The organism is Telluria sp. LT2P34 (assembly GCF_059685915.1).
Genome location: NZ_JCASIN010000003.1, coordinates 344,911 through 361,139, shown reverse-complemented (window position 1 = coordinate 361,139; position 16,229 = coordinate 344,911). Strand labels below are relative to the sequence as shown.

General features: G+C 63.4%; 11 protein-coding genes. 5 read left to right on the top strand and 6 right to left on the bottom strand.

The window, feature by feature from the left end:
• The first annotated feature begins 5 nt into the window (after nucleotides 1–5).
• Nucleotides 6–908, top strand: a complete 903-nt coding sequence (locus AC56KZ_RS12240) for a LysR family transcriptional regulator (protein ID WP_497162437.1) — start codon at nucleotides 6–8, stop codon at nucleotides 906–908.
• 531 nt (nucleotides 909–1,439) lie between these two features.
• Here the strand turns inward: AC56KZ_RS12240 and AC56KZ_RS12235 are convergent.
• The 4 genes from AC56KZ_RS12235 to AC56KZ_RS12220 all read right to left on the bottom strand — a co-directional run bounded on the left by AC56KZ_RS12235 (nucleotide 1,440) and on the right by AC56KZ_RS12220 (nucleotide 8,424).
• A complete protein-coding gene (locus AC56KZ_RS12235) occupies nucleotides 1,440–2,540 on the bottom strand; it encodes an MBL fold metallo-hydrolase (RefSeq protein ID WP_497162436.1) in 1,101 nt (366 codons plus the stop codon).
• Nucleotides 2,541–2,622: 82 nt separating this feature from the next.
• Nucleotides 2,623–4,062, bottom strand: a complete 1,440-nt coding sequence (locus tag AC56KZ_RS12230) for an efflux transporter outer membrane subunit (protein WP_497162435.1) — start codon at nucleotides 4,060–4,062, stop codon at nucleotides 2,623–2,625.
• Complete coding sequence (locus tag AC56KZ_RS12225) at nucleotides 4,059–5,207, bottom strand: efflux RND transporter periplasmic adaptor subunit (RefSeq protein ID WP_497162434.1); 1,149 nt, start codon at nucleotides 5,205–5,207, stop codon at nucleotides 4,059–4,061. The genes AC56KZ_RS12230 and AC56KZ_RS12225 overlap by 4 nt, the downstream gene beginning before the upstream one ends.
• The gene (locus AC56KZ_RS12220; protein WP_497162433.1) at nucleotides 5,197–8,424 is read right to left on the bottom strand and encodes an efflux RND transporter permease subunit; all 3,228 of its coding nucleotides are present in this window, start codon (nucleotides 8,422–8,424) and stop codon (nucleotides 5,197–5,199) included. The genes AC56KZ_RS12225 and AC56KZ_RS12220 overlap by 11 nt, the downstream gene beginning before the upstream one ends.
• 232 nt (nucleotides 8,425–8,656) lie before the next feature.
• On the opposite strand from AC56KZ_RS12220, the gene paoA reads away from it, so the two are divergent.
• The 4 genes from paoA to AC56KZ_RS12200 all read left to right on the top strand — a co-directional run bounded on the left by paoA (nucleotide 8,657) and on the right by AC56KZ_RS12200 (nucleotide 13,376).
• On the top strand, nucleotides 8,657–9,337 hold the full coding sequence (gene paoA / locus AC56KZ_RS12215) for an aldehyde dehydrogenase iron-sulfur subunit PaoA (protein ID WP_497162432.1): 681 nt from the start codon (nucleotides 8,657–8,659) through the stop codon (nucleotides 9,335–9,337).
• The gene (locus AC56KZ_RS12210; RefSeq protein ID WP_497162431.1) at nucleotides 9,334–10,290 is read left to right on the top strand and encodes an FAD binding domain-containing protein; all 957 of its coding nucleotides are present in this window, start codon (nucleotides 9,334–9,336) and stop codon (nucleotides 10,288–10,290) included. The genes paoA and AC56KZ_RS12210 overlap by 4 nt, the downstream gene beginning before the upstream one ends.
• Entirely contained in the window at nucleotides 10,287–12,503 is a 2,217-nt protein-coding gene (paoC, locus tag AC56KZ_RS12205) for an aldehyde oxidoreductase molybdenum-binding subunit PaoC (RefSeq protein WP_497162430.1), read from the top strand. Before AC56KZ_RS12210 ends, paoC begins: the two co-directional genes overlap by 4 nt.
• A gap of 72 nt (nucleotides 12,504–12,575) precedes the next feature.
• On the top strand, nucleotides 12,576–13,376 hold the full coding sequence (locus tag AC56KZ_RS12200) for a formylglycine-generating enzyme family protein (protein ID WP_497162429.1): 801 nt from the start codon (nucleotides 12,576–12,578) through the stop codon (nucleotides 13,374–13,376).
• 593 nt (nucleotides 13,377–13,969) lie between these two features.
• On the opposite strand, the gene AC56KZ_RS12195 is transcribed toward AC56KZ_RS12200, so the two are convergent.
• On the bottom strand, nucleotides 13,970–15,541 hold the full coding sequence (locus tag AC56KZ_RS12195) for a S41 family peptidase (RefSeq protein WP_497162428.1): 1,572 nt from the start codon (nucleotides 15,539–15,541) through the stop codon (nucleotides 13,970–13,972).
• A 181-nt stretch (nucleotides 15,542–15,722) separates the two neighbouring features.
• Entirely contained in the window at nucleotides 15,723–16,079 is a 357-nt protein-coding gene (locus AC56KZ_RS12190; RefSeq protein WP_497162427.1) for a hypothetical protein, read from the bottom strand.
• Nucleotides 16,080–16,229 lie beyond the last annotated feature (150 nt).

The window sequence follows — 16,229 nt, the reverse complement described above, 5'->3', positions numbered from 1 at the left end:
GACCGATGGCCCAAAACTTCAATGACCTGCTGGCGTTCGTGACCGTCGCGCGCGAAGGCAGTTTTACCCGTGCGGCTGCGCAGCTGGGGGTGTCGCAGTCGGCGCTGAGCCATACGATCCGCGGACTGGAAGCGAAACTCGATATCCGCCTGCTGACGCGCACGACGCGCAGCGTCTCGCCCACCGATGCCGGCCAGCGCTTGCTGAACACACTCGGGCCGCGCTTCGACGAAATCCAGGCCGAGGTCGAGGCGCTGTCCGACATGCGCGACAAGCCGGCCGGCACCGTACGCATTTCCGCGGCCGAGCATGTGTCCGACACAGTGCTCTGGCCGAAGCTCGAAACCTTCCTGGGCGACTACCCCGATATCAAGGTCGAGATCGTCGTCGAGTACGGCATGATCGACATCGTGGCCGGCCGCTATGACGCGGGTGTGCGGCTCGGCGACCAGGTGGCGAAGGACATGATCGCGGTGCGCATCGCGCCCGACCTGCGTATGGCCGTGGTGGGGACGCCCGCCTACTTCGCGAAGATTCCGCCGCCGACGACGCCGCACGAACTGACCATCCACAACTGCATCAACATGCGCCTGACGACGCATGGTGGCATGTATGCCTGGGAATTCGAGAAGGACGGGCAGAAGCTGAACGTCCGTGTCGATGGACAGATTGCGTTCAACAGCAGCCGCCGGACGCTGCGCGCAGCGCTTGGCGGCTTTGGCCTGGCCTGCGTGCCGGAAGACATGGCGCAGGAGCATGTCGATGCGGGCAGGTTGCAGCGCGTGCTGGAGGACTGGATGCCGGTGTTCCCGGGCTATCACATCTATTATGCGAGTCGGCTGCAGCATTCGCCTGCGCTGGCACTAGTGGTGGGGGCGTTGCGGCACACGCCTGTGCCGATCGCATGACACCAGAAGCACTGTAGAAACGTCCAGTGCCGGGCACTGGACGAGGAAACGTCAGGCCAGGTCGGCGCTCAGTGGTGGCGGCGCCCACGGCCGCGTCCATCGCCATCACGCGGTCGCCGATGCTCATGTCCATCGCGACGATAGTGGCCATGACGGTTGCCCCCATAATAGCCGAGCCCGAGATTCACCTCCACGGGCGGACCTGAATAGGTCGAGTAGCCGCCGTTTCCGTAATATCCATTCGAGTAGCCCCCGTTTCCATAATACGGATCGTTGCCTGCATAGGGTGGCCCATACACTGCACACCCTCCCAGACCGGCGGCGAGCACTAGTCCCGCTGTACATCGCTTTAACAAACTTGCGCCCCGAGTATTCATCATCACTCTCCAATAAACTTAGCTTCACCCTAGTCTAGGCTCGTACAGGGTGTGATCAATGTAAGTTACGTTTGCTAACGTCGACCAGTCCCCAGAAACATAAATACGGCCCAGCGTTGTTCAAGCGCTGGTATCTTGCAATGAACACGCCTTGCTATTTCAGGTCCTTCCACCAGTGAACAAACGATTGACGTGAATCCTCTAGATCGATTGGCTCGCCGATACGTGGCGTCAGGAGACGGTAATTCTTCCCTTTACTGGCCTCGACGGCCCGGTCGAAAGGCTCATCCCAGGCATGGCGCGCCAGGCTGAAGCGGCCGGCGTGTCCACTCAGCATTGTCTTTGTGTCGAGGATCTCGGCGGCACGCGATGCCTCCTCCGGGGTCATGTGGATGTCCGCCCATTTTTCGTTGTACTGCCCGGCGTCGAGCGCGACGAAGTCGAAGCGGTCGAAGCGCTTGCCGATGTCGGCAAAGTGCGGACCGAAACCGGTGTCGCCGCTGAAGTACAAACGCCGCCCTGCCGTCTCGAGCGCATAGCTCGCCCACAGGCTCTGGTTGCGCTGCATGAAGCGGCCGGAATAATGCTGTGCCGGCAGTACGTGGACCTGCAAGCCCGGTGCGACCTCGACGCTGCTGTGCCAGTTCATCTCGCGGATTTTCGCAGGCGCATAGCCCCAATGCCGCAGATGGGCGCCATTGCCAAGGCCGGCAATGACCAGGCCGGTCTTGGGCTCGAGGCCTTTCATGGTCTTGTAGTCGAGATGGTCGTAATGATCGTGGGTGATGAGAACGACATCGATCTCGGGCAGGTCCTCTACCGTATAGGGGCTGGTGCCCTCGAAAGCGCGAACCATCCACGGCAAGGGCGCCGCGTAGCTGCTGAACACGGGGTCGACCAGCACGCGCTTGCCGCCGATCTGCACGAAGTAGGACGAGTGGCCGAGCCAGACGACAATGTCCTGTTCGCGCGGCAGCTCCGCCAGGTTCGTCTTGACAGATGGCAGCGCCATGGTCGGTGCCGGCCGGTCACTCCTTGGCTCGAACCGGCCGCGAATCATACTGATGACCATGCCAAACCCGCCAGGGCGCGGGGGCGAAGCGACTTGGTTGCGGAATGCCCCATCGCGGTACTGGGGCGCGCCCTGCAACTGCTGGTCTGATGGAAGTTGTCCAAGCGAGGGATACACGTATGCGCAGGCGCTGATGCCGAGGGCAGGGAGCACCAGCACGGTCACTACCAGAAATCGTTTCACTGTTATTCCATCCGTAAAAATGTTGGCCGCATCATACGGCGATTGCGCTGAGCACGTATAACGAAGCAGTACAGCCGAGTCTTCAACCCGCGGTACCGCCGCCCGGCCCTTCGCTGGCCCAGCCGCCGCCAAGCGCACGCACCAGTTGCACCGCCGCGCGCCGGTGCCTCGTCGCCAGTTCAACACTGCTGCGGCGTGCGTCCAGGCTGGCCGTCTGCGCCGTGACGACATCGAGATAGGTGGCCGCACCTTGCTCGTAGCGGCGCGTCGCCAGGTCCACAGCCCGCTGCGCGGCAGCTGCTGCCTGCCGTTCCGATGCCTGCGCTTCGCCAAAGTGCGTCAGCATCGCCAGCTGGTCCTCGACCTGCTGGAAAGCCCCGAGCACGGTCGACCGATAGCGCTGGCCGGTCTCTTCGAGCACGGCCTCCGATTGCGCCAGCTGCGCCCGGCGCCGGCCCCCATCGAACACCTGGCCCGCCACTGCGCTGCCGAGCGCCCAGGCCAGGTTCGGCAGCGACACGAGGCGCGCCAGGTCGCTGCCCTGTAGACCGCCCGAAGCCCCGATCGTGATCGACGGGAACCAGGCATTCCTGGCGATGCCGACGCTTTCCGTAGCGGCCGCGATCCGGTGCCCGGCAGCGGCGATGTCGGGCCGTCGCTGCAACAGCGTCGATGGGACACCCAGGGGTATGGCCGGGGTCGCCGCGTCGATGACGCGCGGCTCGATCGTGAAGCTCGAGGGGTTGACGCCGACCAGCGCGGCGATGGCATGCTCCAGCACGGCGCGCTCAGCCTGTACCTGGCGCAGCTGCGAGCGGGTCGACTCCCTCTGCGCCTGGGAGCGCGCAGCATCGAGTCCGGACGCCGCGCCCAGCTGGTGGCGCCGCTCGACCAGCTCCGTGGCGCGGGTGTAGGCGGCGTCGGTATCGCGCAACAGGGCCAGCTCGGCATCGACGCCGCGCAGTGCGATGAAGGTATCGGCCAGTTGCGCCTGCAGTGCCAGCCTTGCCGCGGCAAAATCAGCCCCGGCCGCGCGTTCCTCTGCGGCGCCGGCGCGCACCCGCTGGCGTACCCGGCCCCACAGGTCGAGTTCGTATTCGAGTTCGAGGCCGAGCGAGGCGCTGTTGACCTCAGTCGCGCCCCCGGCAGCGCCGCCGGTCCCGCGTGCTGGGCGTCCCGCGCGGGCGCCGCTGCGCTGCACGCCTGCGCTCACTCCCAGCGTCGGCGATTGCGCGGCGCGCAAGCTGTCCGTCGCAGCGCGCGCCTGCTGGTAGCGCGCCAGCGCCGTAGCAAGGTCGGGACTATTCGCAAGCAGCTGGCCTTCGAGCGTATCGAGTTCGGCGTCCTGGAACATGGTCCACCATGCCTGCGGCATCGGCGCGGCATTCGCCGGATCGATCGCTGCGGTATTGGCCGCTTCCTTAAAAGCGCCCGCCATCGGAATGGCTGGGGTAGCGATTGGCGGGGTCTGAGCGCAGCCGGCGCAGGCCGCCGCCAGCAAGAGCAGGCGTAGGCGCTTCATGGCGCCACCTTCCTGTCCACGGCCGCGACGCGCACCATTTCGCCGTCGGCGATACCGTCCGGCGGGCTGTCGATGATCCGGTCGTTTGCCGCCACGCCGCCGGCTAGCTGGATCACGTTGCCAAGGTCGCGCGCCACGGTCACGCTTCTCAGTCGCACCCGGTTGCCGGCGTCGACGGTCGCCACTTGCACCCCGTTCTTGCCCGTGATGAGCGCACCCGGCGGCACGCTGACGCCGGCATGCGCCGCCGTCTCGAAGCGCACCGTTGCGAATGCACCGGGCAGTAGTTCGCCTGTGGCGTTATCGACCGTCAGCTGGACCAGCATGGCGCCGGTTTGCGAATCAATCGCCTGCGACAGCGACTGCACGGTTGCGCGATAGCTTTGATCCGGCCTCTCGGGCACGGTTAACAGGGCCTCGCTGCCGGCGCGGATCATGGCCAGCTGGCGCTGCGGCACCTGCACATACACGCGCAGCTTGCGCACGTCTGAGACGACGAACAGCTCGGTGCCTGCGCCACCACCGACGCTGATCAGGGCGCCTACATCCGTATTCCTCGCAGTGACAATGCCGTCGAAAGGCGCGATCAGGCGCGTGTAGCGCTGCATTGCCTGGATGCGCTGGACGTTCGCTTGCGAAGCCTGGACCGCCGCCTGTTTTGCCGTCAGGTCGCCGGAGCGCTCGTCGACTTCCTGGCGCGACACTGCATCCGCTTCCAGCAATGAATTCCAGCGCCTGGCTGTGCTTGCCGCCAGGGCGACTTCGCTCCTGCTCGAAGCCAGTTCGGCCTGCGCCTGCAGCAGCTGCTGGTCGAGGTCGGGGGTTTCGATTTTTGCGAGCAGCTGGCCGGCTTTCACTTGGGTGCCGATGTCGGCATTCCAGCTTTCTAGGTAGCCGCTGACGCGTGCATAGATCGAAGCGCGCGACCAGGGCTCCACCCGCGCCGGCAATTCGAGAGCACCGGCGGCACCCGTCGCCGGGACCAGCACGCTGACGGTCGGAACCGAGCGTGCCTGGGCCTCTTCCCCGAGCTTGTTGGCGTTCGAGCTGCGGCTGGCCAGCCCTGCCGCCACGATGGCGGCAACGACGACGAGTGCGATGAGTGCGTTGCGCTTGGTGCGCGGACCATTGGACTTAGTTGGCATGGGAAGGTGCTCCGATAGTAAATTGCGGTTGTGCCTTGCTAGAGCGGCGGGCCTGCCAGTCATGGACCAGGCTGAAGACGACAGGGACGAACAACAGGGTGGCAACGGTCGAGAACAGCAGGCCGCCGATCACGGCGCGGCCCAGGGGTGCGTTCTGCTCGCCCCCCTCGCCCATGCCGAAGGCCATTGGCAACATGCCGAGGATCATCGCGAGGGCCGTCATCAAGACCGGGCGGAAGCGGACGAAACCTGCTTCGATCGCCGCGGCAGATGCGTCCTTCAGGACCTCGAGCCGCTCGCGGGCAAAGGTGATCACCAACACGCTGTTGGCGGTGGCCACGCCCATGCACATGATCGCGCCCGTCAGCGCCGGTACCGAGAGCGTAGTGCCGGTGGCGAACAGGATCCAGACGATGCCCGCCAGAGCGGCCGGCAAGGCGGAGACAATCACGGCCGGGTCGAGCCAGGACTGGAAATTCACCACGATCAGCAGGTAAATCAGCACGACGGCGCCAAGCAGGCCATACATGAGGCTTGAATACGCGCTTTCCATCGTGCGCACCTGGCCCAGGATTTCGACAGTCGAGCCTTTGGGCACGTCGGCGCTTGTGGCGGCCAGCACCTCGCGAATGTCCGCCGCCACGGCGCCGAGGTCGCGGTCCTGGGTGCTGGCGTGGATCTGCACCATGGGCTGCACGTCGTACTGACTGATCAGGGCGCTGCCGGTGCCGCGCTCGAAGGTCGCCAGCGCGCCTAGCGTGGTTTCGCCTGTCGTGGCGCCATTACCGATCGGCAGGTTTGACAGTGCTGCCAGCGAATCCATCTCGCGCTGGGGCGTCTGCATCACGATCGGGTAGGTCACGCCGGTGGCCGGATTGAGCCAGTAGGTCGGCGCGACCTGGCTGCTGCCCGCGAGGTTGACCACCATGCTGTTGGTGACGTCACGGGTTGTAAGGCCCAACTGCTGCGCCTGGATGCGGTCGACATCCACCTTGAACATCGGCGCCTGGTTCGACTGCTGGATGCGCGCGTCGGCCACGCCGGGAATGGCGCGAATCTTTTTCAGCAGCTGCTGCGCGTAGACATAGTTCGAGGCGACGTCGCGGCCGCGGACCTGCACGTCGATCGGTGCGGGCGAACCAAAGTTCAGGATCTGGCTGACGATGTCGGCCGGCGGGAACGAGAAGGTGGTATCCGGGAACTGCTGCGGCAGCACCACGCGCAGCTTGCGCACGTAATCGGCGGTTGGCGCATGGCACTTCCTGAGGGCGATCTGGAAGTCGCCGTCCTGCGAGCCCATTACGCCAGTATTGTTGTAAGTGAGATTGATGTTGCTCGACGGCAGGCCGATGTTGTCGACCATGGTCTCGATCTCGGTGGACGGAATCACGCGGCGGATTGCCCGCTCGATGGCGGCGAAGCGCACTGCCGTCTCTTCCACCCGGGTGCCGACAGGAACACGTGCATGCATCAGCACCTGGCCGGAATCGACCGATGGGAAGAAGTTACTGCCGATGAAAGGCACCAGGCAGAACGAGAGCGCGACGACCGCGAGGAAACCGGCAATGAACACCTTGCGCCCGGCGACCGCACGCTCGAGCACGCCGTTGTAGCCGTGGCGCAGGCGCTCGAAGCGTGCTTCGAAACCGCGCTGAAATGTTTGCAAAGGCCGCAGCATTGGATTCTTCGATACCGGCGCCCTGTTTTCGCCAACCCCGTCCCCGTGGTCGACATGGGCCCGCAGCAGCCAGTTCGCCATCGTCGGCACCAGTGTGCGCGAGAGGATGAACGAACATACCATGGCGAAGATCACGGCCAGGGCCATCGGCACGAACAGGAAGCGCGATACGCCTTCCAGGAAGAACATCGGAATGAAGACGATGCAGATACACAGCAGCGACACCAGCGCCGGGGTGACGATCTGCTGGGCGCCGTCGAGGATCGATGCTTCCACCGGCTTGCCCTGCTCGAGGTGCCAGTTGATGTTTTCGATCGTGACGGTGGCGTCGTCGACCAGGATGCCGACCGCGAGCGCGAGGCCGCCGAGGGTCATTAAATTAAGCGTCTCGCCGAAAGCCGCCAGGCCGATGATCGAACCCAGGATCGACAGCGGGATCGACACGGCGATAATAATCGTCGAACGCCAGCTGCCCAGGAACAGCAGGATCATGATGCTGGTGAGCGCTGCCGCGATCGCGCCTTCCAGGGCGACCGCCTTGACGGCAGCGCGCACGAACACCGACTGGTCGTTGATCGGCACGACATTCAGCGCCGCCGGCAGGCTTGGTTTCAGCGCGTCCAGCCGCTCTCGCACGCCGTCGACAATGGCCAGCGTCGATGCCGAGCCGTTTTTAAGGACCGACATCAGCACCGAGCGGCCGCCGTCGACGTGGACAATATTGGTTTGCGGCGCATTGCCATCGTGGACGTCGGCCACGTCGCGCAATGCGATGGTCGTGCCGTTGACGACTTTGACGGGAATACGGCCCAGGTTTTCGATGGCCGATGGTGCGCTGTTGAGCTGGATCGTGTACTCGATGCTGCCGATTTTTTGCATACCGACCGGCACCAGTACATTCTGCGACGCGAGCGCAGCCGCCACATCCTGGGCCGACAATCCGCGTGCCTGCAGCGCATCGGGTCGCAGGTCGATCTGCACCTGGCGCTGCTTACCCCCGTAGGGCAGCGGGATCGCTGCGCCGGGAACGGTGACCAGGGGCGTGCGCACGGTGTTCATGCCCAGGTCGAACAGATTCTGCTCCGACAAGCCCTTGCCTGACAGGGCTAGCTGCAGGATCGGCACGGTGGCGGCGTTGTAGTTGAGGATCAGCGGCGGCGTGGTACCGGCCGGCATCTGGCGCAAGGCCACTTGCGATACGGCGGTCACCTGGGCATTGGCCACCGCGATATCGACGCCCGGCTGGAAGAAGATCTTCACGATGCTGATGCCGGGGTAGGTGTTCGCCTCGATATGCTCGATGTCGTTCACGCCGGTAGTCAGGATGCGCTGGTAGAGGGTCGAGATTCGGCCCGCCATCTGGTCCGGTGGCAGGCCGGTGTAGCTCCAGGCCACCGCGATAACGGGCATGCGGATCTCAGGGAAGATGTCGGTCGGCGTACGCAGGGCCATGATCGGGCCGACGATCACCAGCATCAGGGCCAGCACGACAAAGGTGTATGGTCGCCGCAATGCGACTCGGACGGCACTTAACAGCATTGGGCAACTCCAGTGTCGGGGATGGGCCCCGGTCCAGGAAACCGCAGAATGCGGTTTTCGCAGCGTCACTGTATGTCGCCAACGACTCGGTGATAAGACGGCAGAATCGGCATGGCCTTATGAGGCTGAGTCATTAATCCCTCGGGGTGAAATTGATTAGTGAGCTGCACTCATGACTTCATGCTGTCTTCCACCCCTAATCGCAGTTCGGACCTCGTGTTAGATTCCTTGCATGTTTTTTACAAGGATCAGGGACATGGACGACAACAGCGATACCAAACTCACCCTCACCCGGCGCGGGTTCATGATCACGGGTGCGGGAACGGCGGCGGCGATCGCCGCGCCCCTCCCCTCCGCGGCAAAGCCTGAGGCTAGCGCGGCCGCGCAGTTGGCGACCGTGTCCTTCCAAGTCAACGGCCAGCAGCAGCAACTGAAGGTCGATCCGCGCAGCACGCTGCTCGACACCCTGCGCGAGCACCTGCAGCTGACCGGCACCAAGAAGGGCTGCGACCACGGCCAGTGCGGTGCCTGCACCGTCATCGTCGACGGCCAGCGTGTCCTGTCCTGCCTGTCGCTGACCTTGATGCAGGAGGGCCGCTCGGTGACAACGATCGAGGGCCTCGGCACGCCGAACAGGCTGCACCCGATGCAGCGCGCGTTCGTCAAGCACGACGGCTACCAGTGCGGCTATTGCACGCCCGGCCAGATCTGCTCGGCCGTCGCGATGCTGGAAGAGATCCGCGCTGGCGTCCCGAGCCATGTGACCGCCGACCTGAATGCACCGCCGCAAGCGACCGCCGTCGAATTCCGCGAGCGTATGAGCGGCAACATCTGCCGCTGCGGTGCGTATTCCAACATCGTCGAGGCGATCGCCGAGGTTAATGGCGCTGGCACAGCAGGGAGCAAAGCATGAAGATGTTCACATTCGAGCGCGCGCGCTCCCCACAGGAAGCGGCCGCCGCAGCATTGCGCACGCAAGGGTCGAAGTTCATCGCCGGTGGCACCAACCTGCTGGATCTGATGAAGCTCGAAATCGAGTCGCCGACCCACCTGATCGACGTTACCGGCCTTGCGCTCGACAAGATCGAGCCGACCGCTGAAGGTGGCCTGCGCATCGGGGCGATGGTGCGCAATACGGCGCTGGCGTCCGACGCGCGTGTGCGACGCGACTATGGATTGCTCTCGCGCGCCCTGCTCTCCGGCGCCAATGGCCAGCTGCGCAACATGGCCACGACCGCTGGCAACTTGCTGCAACGTACCCGCTGCCCCTATTTCTACGACCCGAACCAGCCCTGCAATAAACGAGTTCCCGGTAGCGGCTGCGGCGCATTGCAAGGTTACAGCCGCCTGCACGCCATCGTCGGGCACAGCGAGGCCTGCATCGCGACCCACCCGAGCGACATGGCCGTTGCCATGCGCGCCCTGGACGCCAACGTGGAAACGGTCCGCCCGGACGGCAGCACGCGCATCATCCCGATCGCCGATTTCCATCGGCTGCCGGGCAATACCCCGCACATCGACACCAATCTCGCGCCGGGTGAATTGATCACGGCGGTGACGCTGCCCAGGCCCGTCGGCGGCACCCATATCTACCGCAAGGTGCGCGACCGGGCATCATTCGCGTTCGCGCTGGTTTCCGTTGCTGCCATTGTCGGGCGCGACGGCAGCGGCCGCGTGGCGCTGGGCGGCGTTGCCCACAAGCCGTGGCGTGTCGAAGCGGCGGAAGGCGCGATGCAGCGCGGCGCCAAGGCCGTCGTCGCGCAGCTGCTCGCCGGCGCAAAGCCGACCCATGAAAACGCATTCAAGGTCTTGCTGGTCGAGCGCACGCTGGCGGCGGCCCTGGCACAGGCAAAAGGGCGCACATGAAATTCGATACTCCTGCCGGCAAGAATCCGATCGACCAGCTCAAGATCGTCGGCAAACCCTACGACCGCATCGACGGCCCCCTGAAAGTCAGCGGCCGCGCGCCCTACGCCTACGAACAGCACCGCGTGGCGCCCAACCAGGCTTACGGCTATGTCGTGGGCAGCGCCATCGCCAAAGGGCGGATCCGATCCATGAACCTGATCGAAGCGAAGGCGGCGCCGGGGGTGATCACGATCGTCACGGCGGAAAATGCGGGCAAGCTCGGCCAATCCAAAAGCAACACGGCACGCCTGCTGGCGGGCCCCGACATCCAGCACTATCACCAGGCCATTGCACTGGTGGTGGCCGAGACCTTCGAGCAGGCGCGCTCGGCGTCGCGCCTGATCCGGGTCGAGTACGAGCGTGCGCCGGGCCGCTTCGACCTCAACGCCCAGCTTGACACGGCGCCGCTGGTTGGCGGCAGCAATACGGGCAGCAGCGCCGGTGCGCTGGAGCGCGTCGGCGATTTCGAAGCAGGTTTTGCCAGCGCCGCCGTAAAACTGGACGCCCGCTATTCGACGCCCGACGAAAGCCACGCCATGATGGAGCCGCATGCCTCGCTCGCGGCCTGGGACGGCGACAAGCTGACCGTGTGGACCTCGAGCCAGATGATTGCATGGGCAGTGCGCGACCTCGGCCAGACCTTCCTGATACCGCCGGAAAAAATTCGCGTTCTGTCGCCGTATATCGGCGGCGGCTTCGGCGCCAAACTGCGCATCCAGAGCGATGCCGTACTGGCCGCGCTCGGGGCCCGTGCCGCCGGTCGGCCTGTAAAGGTCGCCCTTGCACGCACGGAGCTGATGAATAATTCCGTGCACCGCCCGGCCACAAGACAGCGCATCCGGATCGGCACCACGGCGGGCGGCAAGATCACGGCGATCGCCCACGAAAGCTGGTCCGGTAACCTGGAAGGCGGGCGCCCGGAGACGGCGGTCGAACAGACCAAGCTGCTGTATGCCGGCGCCAACCGCCTGACCTCGATGCGTCTTGCCGTGCTCGATCTCCCGGAAGGCAATTCGATGCGTGCACCAGGCGAAGCGCCGGGCATGATGGCGCTCGAGATCGCGATGGACGAGATGGCCGAGAAGCTTGGAATGGACCCGGTGAAGTTCCGCATCCTGAACGACACCCAGGTCGATCCAAAAAACCCGCAACGCAAGTTTTCGCAGCGCCAGCTCAACGAATGCCTGCGGTCCGGAGCCGCGCGCTTCGGCTGGAGCAAGCGCAACCCGCGTCCGGCCAAGGTCCGGGACGGCCAGTGGCTAGTCGGCATGGGGGTGGCGGCGGCATTCCGCAACAACCTGCAGACCAAGTCGGCTGCGCGCGTGCGCCTGAGCAGCCAGGGCATCGTCACGGTCGAAACCGACATGACCGATATCGGTACCGGCAGCTACACCATCATCGGCCAGACGGCGGCCGAAATGATGGGTGTCGGCATGGACAAGGTGGTGGTGCGCCTGGGCGACTCGAGCTATCCCGTTTCGGCGGGCTCGGGCGGCCAGTGGGGTGCGAACAACGCGACGGCCGGCGTCTACGCCGCCTGCGTCAAGCTGCGTGAAGCAGTGGCCGTGAAGCTGGGCTTTGACCCCGCCGGCGCCGCCTTCAGCGACGGCCAGGTCAGCGCGGGTGGACGCAGCGCACCGCTGGCGCAGGCGGCCGCCGCGGGCGAACTCGTCGCTGAGGATACGATCGAATACGGCGACCTGACCAAACAGTTCCAGCAATCGACCTTCGGCGCGCATTTCGTCGAGGTTGGCGTCGATGCGTATACCGGCGAAGTGCGGGTGCGGCGCATGCTGGCCGTCTGCGCGGCCGGCCGCATTTTGAACCCGAAGTCGGCCCGCAGCCAGATCATCGGCGCCATGACGATGGGTGTCGGCGCAGCGCTGATGGAAGAACTCGCCGTCGACAAGCGCGTCGGTTTCTTCGTGAATCATGACCTGGCCGGCTACGAAGTACCGGTGCATGCCGACATACCGCACCAGGACGTCGTATTCCTGGACGAGCCCGACCCGACGTCGTCGCCGATGAAGGCCAAGGGTGTGGGCGAGCTGGGCCTGTGCGGGGTGTCGGCGGCCATTGCCAACGCGGTGTACAACGCAACCGGAGTGCGGGTCCGCGATTATCCGATCACCCTGGAGAAGCACCTGGCACGCCTGCCGATGAAAGTCTGAGTGATCCTGAAAATGAAGATACTTCAATCCACTACAGTTCCCGCTTGCCTGCCTGTGTTATTGGCTGTGTCCATGTGCATCAGTGCCGCGGCCTCGGCCGCAACATTAACCGCCGCTGGCAAACCCGTCACCAACAGCGTCGGCATGGAATTCTTACTGATTCCGGCCGGCTCCTTTGTCATGGGTTCCGGCAACGACGTGCAGGGGGCGAGCGCCAGTGAGAAGCCTGCGCACAAGGTCAGTATCAGCAGGCCTTTCTACCTCGGCAAATACGAAGTGACACAGGCCCAATGGGAGGCAGTGATGGGCAGCAGTCCATTTACGCTGGACCGCTCCAACAGCTTCTATAACCTGCCGGGGATGGCGGCACGCATCCGCAAGCCTACAAATCCCGCCAACGTTTCGTGGATCGACGCCCAGGACTTCATCAAGCGCCTGAACCGCAAGGAGGGCCACGAGCGCTACCGCCTGCCGACCGAAGCCGAGTGGGAATACGCGGCGCGGGCAGGCACCACCACCGCTTACTCCTTCGGTAACGACGCGCGCAAGCTGGGTGAATACGCCTGGTTCGGCGAAGACTTCGCGTCCGGGTCGAGTCACCCGGTAGGCACTAAAAAGCCTAATCCCTGGGGCCTGCACGACATGCACGGGAACGTCTGGGAATGGGTCCAGGACTGGTACGACGCCGGCTATTACGCGAACAGCCCGGCGATCGATCCGCCCGGTCCTCGCTCGGGTGCAAATCGCGTAGTGCGCGGCGGGAGCTGGCACGAAACAGCCACCAGCTGGCGCTCGGCGTTTCGGCGGGATTACGAGCCGGACTATCGGGGCATTAGCATCGGTTTTCGGGTCGCGATGGACGTACCGGGGTGAACTTGACGTGTAGCCCTCAAGCGGGGCCTGCTGGTAAAACTGAATACCGCGTGGCGCACTCAGGCCGGCACCAATTCATTTGCTCAGAAATTAAAGGTCGGTAGAGTTAAGCGTGTATTCCGGTGGGTTGCGACGCTCACTTTTCCGCTGTTGCTTTCTATAGAAATGGTCCTGTCGATTGTCCCGATCAGGGTCGCTCGGTCGTTAATGCGTGGACGTCCGCCTTTCGGAGAGCGCGCGTGTATAGGAGGCTGATCTGTGATAAGGGACCACAGCTCGTCAGACAGCAGTGTTTTTGCCATAGCATCAGTCCGGCTAGAAACGAACTTGCCATTCTAAGGCGGAGCCTTGTGAACGACTGCTACCGACCTATTGTGTCGGAAACTCGGTTACGTCGTCATCTGGACAGAAATTCTACCAGCCCCGACTGACCAGCCGCTGCTATTAAACGATCTGGGAACGATTGGCCCTCTGGCACGTCTCAAAATTGTTGCTGCTTGACTTTTTCACCACAATAGACCCACAGCAGACCTAGCATAATCGTTCAAACTCCTGCTTGCGCCTGCTTCACTTCGATTGAAATTGCTTCACGATCAATTTTGAGAAGCGGCTGTCCGCTGCGGCCTTGCCGGGAGTTGGTCCAATGCCACCAGTGCAGCTGAACGTACGGCCTCGTCATTATGTATGTCGACGTTCAGCGGAATATCCGGCATGAGCACCTCGCCGTCGCCGCGCACACGGTTGCGCCAGACCTTCATCGGCATCATCAGCAAGTTCCCGCTCGGCAGGGTGACGGGCGCCTGTTCCAGGTAAAGGGTGTCGGAGGCGGTAGCGCGGCCTAGCTGAACCGCTCCTGGGATCAAGCGCACCTGATCCACGAAGTCAAGGCAGGCACTGGCGCAGTTGCCGTCCGTGATGACAGCCACTGCGCCGTTGAAACGACGCAAGCGGCCGCGGCGCGCAGCTATCTCCGCATTTGTCAGGCGCGGGCTGCCGGCAGTGTCGACCCAGGCCCGGCCGTCGCGCCGGGCGTCGAGCAGACGCGCGCGCAGGCTCACAAGCTCGCGCGTGCGCGCATCGCTGGTGCCGTAGCGCTCCGTCATCATACCGATATAGCGGTCCACGCCGGAGATCGCAACGTCCGACACCCGCCATTGGGCGTAGACGCGTGGCAGGCGGTTAAGGCCGTCGGTATCGAACTCCAGGCCACCGGTGGCGGCGTCCAGGATCTGCTGCCCAACCGCGCTGTCCCCGCCGGCGTTCCCCCGCGTGTCGAACACAATACGACGCACGCTGCCCAAGCTGGCCAGTTCCCTCAGCATGGTGTCCAGTTCCTTGGCTTGGTTCTGGTCGAGATTGAAGTTAGAGACGTGGATCCACAGCACGCCATCCTGGAAGTCGTAACCGTTGCGGTAATCCGGGACATTCATGCGAACATTACGCAGCGTATCCCAAACCTCCTTGGTTGATACCCTGCGGTAGCCAACGTCAAGTACCAGCGAAGTGCCGTCGGGGCGGCGGAAGGTGCAGTGCTTCAGTTCAAGGCCGGACAGGTGCGGCGACCTCAGTTCCGAGAACAGCCAATCGCGCACCGTCGGCAGCGCGCGCAAATCGACGTAGGGCGCCACGTCGGTAGCCACAATGGCGTCTGGCGTGCGGCCGTCGCAGTCGAGCAAGCTGGCTCCCAGCGGCGGCAACGGGCCGTCCCACCCAGGCATGACGGCGGTAACTACGGCTTTTCCACCTTGCCAGTCGACGCGCCAGCCGTTGACCCGTTCCCGGTAGTTCAGGCTGCGGACGTTGTCGGAATAAATAAAATGGCCATCGCGAAAGCCAGCGACGTAGTAGCGTACTGCCGACATCATCGTGTCGTAGCTTTCCACTCGCGGGATCAGGGCCTGTGCTTCAAGGTAGCCCTGTTCGGCCCAGGCACGGGGCCCTGGATTAGCGTCGTCGATGTAGCCAGGATGGGCGGCGATAATCGCCCCATGCACAGCGTCCAGGTCAGCGCGGGCGACGGACTGCCACTGTTCCGGCGTTTTATCTACAGCGCCCTTCCCAAAAATAGCCTCGCAGCCTGCAAGCGCGGTTATGCCGGCAAAGCTTACAGCCAGCATGAAACGAGTCGATTTATCAGCAAACGATCGTTGTCCAACCTTGTGCATACGGCTCCTAGCTAAGTTCTATTGAATGAATTTCTCCGCCTGCTTCCTCTTGGAACAGGGCGATCTTCTTTGTCGTCACGCTACTGCAATCGGCCGCTTTAAGCCATAAGTAGTCTACCTGAGCAGGACCTCTGCCGAGCTGAAGCAATCACAGCAAAAAGAATTCCTTGCGGGTCGTTCATCATTTGCAGCCATTATCAGAAAGTGTTCCCTTTAAAAGAAAAGGAAGTTTCATCAATCCGCTGAATTCCGCCGATCCGATCTTAGGCTTGTAATTATTGTCGCACTTTGGGCGCCACGCACGTTCAAGAGCTTCTTGCCTAGCATTAGCGGTCAGGCTGCTTGGTTCTGAAAGTTGCACAGTATGACCTGGTTGAGCATGACCCTGTCGTTCCATATCTCGCCTCGCCAATGCTTTAAGTTCTTCAATATTCAGTCGTGACGGTGTTTCAGCTAGATTGTCTGCGGGTGGCACATTCGTTACGTTTGGCGCGACTACTTCTTCAAGCGTCTTCAGATGGGTATCCTGCGGATCCACATTCTGCTCCAGCTTATGAAGCTTTCGCGCTCGGCTAGAGGGAAGAGGTGATGCCAAAAGTGGCGTCTCTGGCTTTAAGAACTTATCGACTGGGACTTGGCGAGGCCGGATTAGCGCTGGTTGAATATAAATCATGACCGAAGACGGTCG

What these genes read in the sequence shown, in the direction of transcription:
- AC56KZ_RS12240 (WP_497162437.1), top strand. Translation starts at nt 6, where the DNA reads ATGGCCCAAAACTTCAATGACCTGCTGGCGTTCGTGACCGTCGCGCGC.
- AC56KZ_RS12230 (WP_497162435.1), bottom strand. Translation starts at nt 4,062, where the DNA reads ATGAAGCGCCTACGCCTGCTCTTGCTGGCGGCGGCCTGCGCCGGCTGC.
- AC56KZ_RS12225 (WP_497162434.1), bottom strand. Translation starts at nt 5,207, where the DNA reads ATGCCAACTAAGTCCAATGGTCCGCGCACCAAGCGCAACGCACTCATC.
- AC56KZ_RS12220 (WP_497162433.1), bottom strand. Translation starts at nt 8,424, where the DNA reads ATGCTGTTAAGTGCCGTCCGAGTCGCATTGCGGCGACCATACACCTTT.
- paoA (WP_497162432.1), top strand. Translation starts at nt 8,657, where the DNA reads ATGTTTTTTACAAGGATCAGGGACATGGACGACAACAGCGATACCAAA.
- AC56KZ_RS12210 (WP_497162431.1), top strand. Translation starts at nt 9,334, where the DNA reads ATGAAGATGTTCACATTCGAGCGCGCGCGCTCCCCACAGGAAGCGGCC.
- paoC (WP_497162430.1), top strand. Translation starts at nt 10,287, where the DNA reads ATGAAATTCGATACTCCTGCCGGCAAGAATCCGATCGACCAGCTCAAG.
- AC56KZ_RS12200 (WP_497162429.1), top strand. Translation starts at nt 12,576, where the DNA reads ATGTGCATCAGTGCCGCGGCCTCGGCCGCAACATTAACCGCCGCTGGC.
- AC56KZ_RS12195 (WP_497162428.1), bottom strand. Translation starts at nt 15,541, where the DNA reads ATGCACAAGGTTGGACAACGATCGTTTGCTGATAAATCGACTCGTTTC.